The organism is Micromonospora sp. NPDC007271, assembly GCF_040634005.1.
Lineage (GTDB): Bacteria > Actinomycetota > Actinomycetes > Mycobacteriales > Micromonosporaceae > Micromonospora.
On record NZ_JBEYER010000185.1, the window covers coordinates 1 to 5,216 of the forward strand.

At 72.8% G+C, this 5,216-nt stretch carries 5 protein-coding genes; 3 read left to right on the forward strand and 2 right to left on the reverse strand.

Annotated elements, in window-relative coordinates; all coding sequences use genetic code 11:
- On the forward strand, positions 1 to 681 hold a 681-nt coding region (locus ABZ570_RS33430; protein ID WP_358072101.1), incomplete at its 5' end, for an aminotransferase class V-fold PLP-dependent enzyme.
- A gap of 122 nt (positions 682 to 803) precedes the next feature.
- Here ABZ570_RS33430 and ABZ570_RS33435 read toward each other — a convergent pair.
- Positions 804 to 1,283, reverse strand: a complete 480-nt coding sequence (locus ABZ570_RS33435; protein WP_358072103.1) for a cupin domain-containing protein — start codon at positions 1,281 to 1,283, stop codon at positions 804 to 806.
- Positions 1,284 to 1,310: 27 nt separating this feature from the next.
- The gene (locus ABZ570_RS33440; protein WP_358072106.1) at positions 1,311 to 1,892 is read right to left on the reverse strand and encodes a dihydrofolate reductase family protein; all 582 of its coding nucleotides are present in this window, start codon (positions 1,890 to 1,892) and stop codon (positions 1,311 to 1,313) included.
- A 164-nt stretch (positions 1,893 to 2,056) separates the two neighbouring features.
- Here ABZ570_RS33440 and ABZ570_RS33445 point away from each other — a divergent pair, with 164 nt between their 5' ends.
- A complete protein-coding gene (locus tag ABZ570_RS33445) occupies positions 2,057 to 4,846 on the forward strand; it encodes a LuxR C-terminal-related transcriptional regulator (RefSeq protein ID WP_358072108.1) in 2,790 nt (929 codons plus the stop codon).
- A 209-nt stretch (positions 4,847 to 5,055) separates the two neighbouring features.
- Positions 5,056 to 5,148, forward strand: a complete 93-nt coding sequence (locus tag ABZ570_RS33450; RefSeq protein ID WP_358072110.1) for a hypothetical protein — start codon at positions 5,056 to 5,058, stop codon at positions 5,146 to 5,148.
- Positions 5,149 to 5,216 lie beyond the last annotated feature (68 nt).

Sequence of the window (5,216 nt, forward strand, 5' to 3'; positions counted from 1 at the left end):
GCACACGCCGTCGGCGCGCTGGTCTACGTCGACGGCGTGCACTACACCGCGCACCAGTTCGTCGACGTCCCCGCCCTCGGTGCGGACCTGTTCGTCTGCTCCCCGTACAAGTTCCTCGGCCCGCACTGCGGCGTCCTGGCCGCCTCCCCCGACCTACTCGAGACCCTGAATCCGGACAAGCTGCTCCCCTCCACCAACGCCGTCCCCGAACGCTTCGAACTCGGCACCCTGCCCTACGAGGCCCTCGCCGGCGCCACCGCCGCCGTCGACTTCCTCGCAGACATCGCCCCCGAGACCGTCGGAGCCACCGACGACAATCCCTCGCGCCGGGAGCGGCTACGGGCCTCCCTACATGCCGTCGACGAGCACGAGACGCGCCTTCGTCGCCTACTCGAAGACGGACTCGCGGCACTGGGCGCCGACGTCGTGCTTCACTCCCGAGCTGCCGACCGCACCCCGACCCTGCTGGTCACCCTGCCCGGCCGAAAAACCTGGAACGCCTACCAATTCCTCCTGAGCCGTGACGTGCTCGCCCCCGCCGGATCCTTCTACGCATACGAGCCGTTCCGCCGCCTCAGCCTGGACGACGAGCACGCGCTACGGCTCGGCCTGGCCCCATACAACAACGACACCGACATCGCACGCGTCCTCGACGGCCTGGCTACCTTCCTCACCCAGTGAACCGGAACCCACCGCCGGAGGCACGCCGGCACCGGGGCGGCCGCGGAGTCGGACGGGTCTCGGGGACGACAGCGGCGGCGGTCGCGGAAACGCCCGCGACCGCCGCGCATGCGCACGTCCGCTCAGAGCCAGTACGTGTCGTGGCGAAGGAAGAACTCGGTCCGTTCCTCGTCGCTCAGCGCCGCCAGCCCGGCCAGCCCTTCGAAGTAGCCCTCGCGGGGGGCACCCGGCGCAAAGTGCAGCAGCATCGACGCGGGTTCGCCGGACTCGTTGCGGAACGCGTGCACTCCACCCTCGGGCACGTGGACGAAGTCACCGGGCTCGGTGTCGATCCAGCGTCTGCCGTCGTAAATGCGTACCGAGCCGGCCAGGATGAAGAACGACTCGGAGATGCTGCGGTGGAAGTGCGGTGCCGGGCCGCTGAGGGTCGGACCCATGTCCCAGCGGTAGAGGCCGAACTGACGGTTCGTCGTGGCACCGGTGGCCAGGTAGTGCGCCCCGCCGCCGCTGGCGTGGCGCAGCTCGGGCGCGGCGTCCGCCGTGCGGTACGTGGCGCTGGTCTCCCCGGTGGCCCCGAGATACCGCGGCCGCGGGTACGTCATCTGCTTTCCTCCTTCGACGACCGTGGCCTACTGCTTCTCCGTGGGCTGGTAGCGCAGGATGACGACGCCGGAGCTGAGCACAGTCTGTCCGGCCAGCCGCAGGTTCGCCGCGCCGCCGTCGCGGAACAGCAGGTCGCCGTTCTCCACCCGTCCCTCGCCCACCAGGACCGGGTGCACCCAGAACCGCAGCTCGTCGAGTAGGTCGTTATCGAGGAGGGTGCGGGCGAGCCGACCGAAGCCGTACATCAGGATGTCCTTGCCGGGCTGCCGCTTGAGCTCCGCGATCTCCTTCGCGACGTCCCCGCTGATGATGGTGGAGTTCTCCCAGTCGGCCCGCTCCAGCGTCGTCGAGACAACGTACTTCGGCAGGTTGTTCATCCGGTCGGCGAAGCCAGCCTCGTCGCGCGGCATACTCGGCCACGCCTGGGCGAACCCCTCGTACGTGTCGCGTCCGAGCAGCAGGGCGTCGCTGGCGAACAGCTGCTCCAGCGCGTACTGCTGCCCCTCCTCGGTCATGTACGAGAGCATCCACAGGTGTGGGTTCGCGATGACCCCGTCGAGGGAGACATACGTCGAGGCGATCACCTTGCGGGCCGGGGTGTCGGTCATGGTGGCGGTCCTCTCGCTCGTGCCGGCCGGACCTCGGCGCCGGCCTGCTGTCTGCACGGGACCAGCCTGCGGCCGAGGCGGGTCGGCGGGCATCCGTGGGCGCCACGGATCCGGGTACGGAAAGCCCGCACGGACGCCCCGGCCGGGTACGGGACAATGGGGACGTGCGCTTGACACCCACCGAACGACCGTCAAGGCGCGAGGCGGAGGTCCTCGCCCTGCTCGGGCTGCGCCTGTCGAACGCCGAGATCGCCGAGCGGCTGTTCATCTCGGTGCGCACGGTGGAAAGCCATGTGTCGTCGTTGCTGCGCAAGTACGGCGCCGCCGACCGGTTCGATCTCGCGGCATTCGCCCAGCCGTCACCGGACGGCGCCACCGCGGCGGGCGAGCTGGCCGGGCTGCCCGACTCGCGTACGGCCTTCGTCGGGCGCGAGCGCGAGCGGGACGCCGTTCTCGCCGCGCTGCGGCACAACCGGCTGGTGACCCTGGTAGGACCGGGCGGGATCGGCAAAACCCGGCTGGCGTGCGTGGTGGGCGCGGCGGCGGCGCCGGCGTTCCCGCTCGGCGGGGCTTTCGTCGATCTCGTACCGGTCCGGGACGGCTTCGTGGCCCAGGCCGTGGCGGCCGCCCTCGGGGTCACCGAACAGGCGCAGCAACCGCTGGCGGCCGCGATCACCGACCGCCTCGGCCAGGGCCCTACCCTGCTCGTGCTGGACAACTGCGAGCACCTGCTCGACCCGGTGGCCGGCTTCGTCGAGCGGATCCTGTCCGCCTGCCCGGACGCCACCGTCCTGGCCACCAGTCGGGAACGGCTCGCCGTGCCCGGCGAACAAATCATCCCGGTGGCCGCGCTACCGCCGGAGACCGACGCGGTCGCCCTGTTCCAGGACCGGGCCCGCGCCGCCGACCCGCATTTCAGCGCGGACCCGGCGGTCGTGGCCGAACTCTGCGCCCGACTCGACGGGATGCCGCTGGCGATCGAGCTGGCCGCCGCCCGCAGCGCGTCGCTGGGTGCGGCCGGCCTGCTGGCCGCCCTGGACGACGCGCTGCGCCTGCTGTCGGGTGGGCGCGGGGCGGACCGGCGACACCGTTCGCTGCGCGCCGTGATCGGCTGGAGCCACGACCTGCTGGACGACGAGGAGCGCGCCCTGTTCCGGCGCCTGGCGGTGTTCGTGGGGAGCTTCGACCTCGCCGCGGCGGTGGCGGTCAGCCAGGCGGCCGGGCACGGCACGGTCGCCGACCTGCTCGGCCGGCTGGCGGACAAGAGCCTCGTCGTCCACCAGCGAGGGGCGGTGAGCAGGTGGCGGCTGCTGGAGACGGTCCGGGCCTTTGCCGCCGAACAGCTCACCGCGGTTGGCGAGGAGCCGGCGCTACGCGAGCGGCACGTGCGCTGGGCCGCCGCGACGGCGGCGGGCCTGCAGCGGCGCCTGGCCGACCGGCCGCGCGAGCACCCGCGGACGGGAGAGCAGAGCTCACCGGTCAACCACTGCGGCGACGAGTTCCTTGCCGTCGCCGACGATCTCCGGGCCGCCCTGGCGAACTGCCCGCCGGGGCCGAGCCCGCTCGCCCACCAACTGGCCGACGCACTCGGACACATTGCGTACGCGCACCGGTTCCTGCTGGAAGCCGCAGATCATTTCGAGCGCGCGGCCGCGCACGCTCCCGGCCCCGATGCGGCCGCGCAGGACCTGCGCCACGCGGCGGACTGCCTCTTGGTCGCCACCAACTCGAGCCCCCGGCCCTTCCGCCAATTGCTGGCCGCGGCGGAACAGGCCGGCGCGGCCGGCGACGGCGACGCGCGCTCCATCGCGCTGGCCCGGGCCGTGGAGCTGGCCAACCGGTTCAACTCGGCGCCGGGCGCCGAGATACCCCAGCAGCGGCTACGCGACCTGCTCGACCAGGCGGTCGCCGCCGGGGCACCGCACCGGCCCGCGGTGGCGGCCGGCCTAGCGCTGGCCCGAGCGTGGACGGCCGGCGGGCAGTGGCGCGACCCGGATCCGGATCTCGCCGCCGCCGCAGTCGCGGCGGCTCGGACCGCCAACGACACGGTGCTGGTCAGCGCGGCGCTGGAGGCGGTCAGCGCGGCAGCCAGCAGGAGGGGCCGACTGCGCGAGGCGCACCGAGTGGCCGGCGAGCGGCTCGCGCTGCTGCCCACGCTGCCGCGCGACGACCCGTACGCCGGGCCGGAGATCGTCGACGCTCTGCATATGGGGGTGACCTACGCGATCGCGGCCGGCGACCTGCCGGCCGCACTTGCCGCCGCCGAGCGGGTGCAGCGGGACGACCTGCTGAGCAACCACCCGTACGCCTCGGCGAGCAAGCTGATCCCGGCCCTCGCCCTCACCGGGCGGTTCCGGGAGGCAGTGCGACATGCTGACGCCACCTGGGCCGGTTGGCAGCGAGCGGGCAGCCGGCCCGCGCCCTGGCTGTCCCCGATTATCCTGGCGGCCGCGCTCGCGTACGGCCTGCTCGGCGACAGCGCGAGCTTTGGCCGGTGGCGGAACCGCGGCCTTCAGGTCACCGGCCTCGCCGAAGCCGAGCACCTGCCCAGCCTCGTCCCGTTCCTCGCCTTCGTCGACGCGCGCGTCGCCGTGCACACCGGCCAGCTGGGCGAGGCGGCGGCGCTGACCAAGCGCGCGTTCGGCGACTACCCGCAGAGCAGGTACGAGCCGTACGCCCGGGCGGCCGCAGCCGAGCTCGCCGTCGTCGCCGGACTGCCGGACGCGGCCGAACGCCTCGCCACGGCGGCACCGGCGGGCGCGGAGAACGACTGGGCGGCGGCCTGCCTCGCCCGCGCGACAGGGCGGCTGCACGGCGACGAGGACGCGCTCGCCGCCTCGGTCGAGGCCTGGAGGCGCACCGGCGCCCGGTTCGAGCGCGCCTGCACGCTGCTGTTGCTGCCCGCCCGGGCGGCGGAGGGACGCGCGGAACTGGCCGAGCTGACCGGCCGGTGAACGCGGGCGGCGCAATGAGCGGGCGGTTTCCTCGCTTCCCCGCCCGTCGGCATTGAACCTTCGGCTTCAGATGAGGATGTGTTGACCCATTCCGGCGCTGAGTGTGCGATTATCGCACGATGGCTGATGGCTGAGACTGGCCTCTCGTCGGTGAGCAGGTACGACAAGCCCGTCTGTCGTTGGGGATCTCGCAGCAGGATCTCGCGGCGATGGTGGGGCTGGACCGCACCATGCTGGCCAAGGTTGAGGCTGGCAGCCGCCGATTGGACGCTTGGAGCTGGCTCGGCTTTCCAGGGCGTTGAAGGTGTCGATGGGGTACTTGATTCAGCCGCCGCCAGCGGTGCTGTCCCGACGGGCGGCACCGCTGACC

Bases quoted from the DNA above. Each gene is read 5' to 3' on its own strand.
- ABZ570_RS33435 (WP_358072103.1), bottom strand. From the start codon at position 1,283: ATGACGTACCCGCGGCCGCGGTATCTCGGGGCCACCGGGGAGACCAGC.
- ABZ570_RS33450 (WP_358072110.1), top strand. From the start codon at position 5,056: ATGGTGGGGCTGGACCGCACCATGCTGGCCAAGGTTGAGGCTGGCAGC.
- ABZ570_RS33440 (WP_358072106.1), bottom strand. From the start codon at position 1,892: ATGACCGACACCCCGGCCCGCAAGGTGATCGCCTCGACGTATGTCTCC.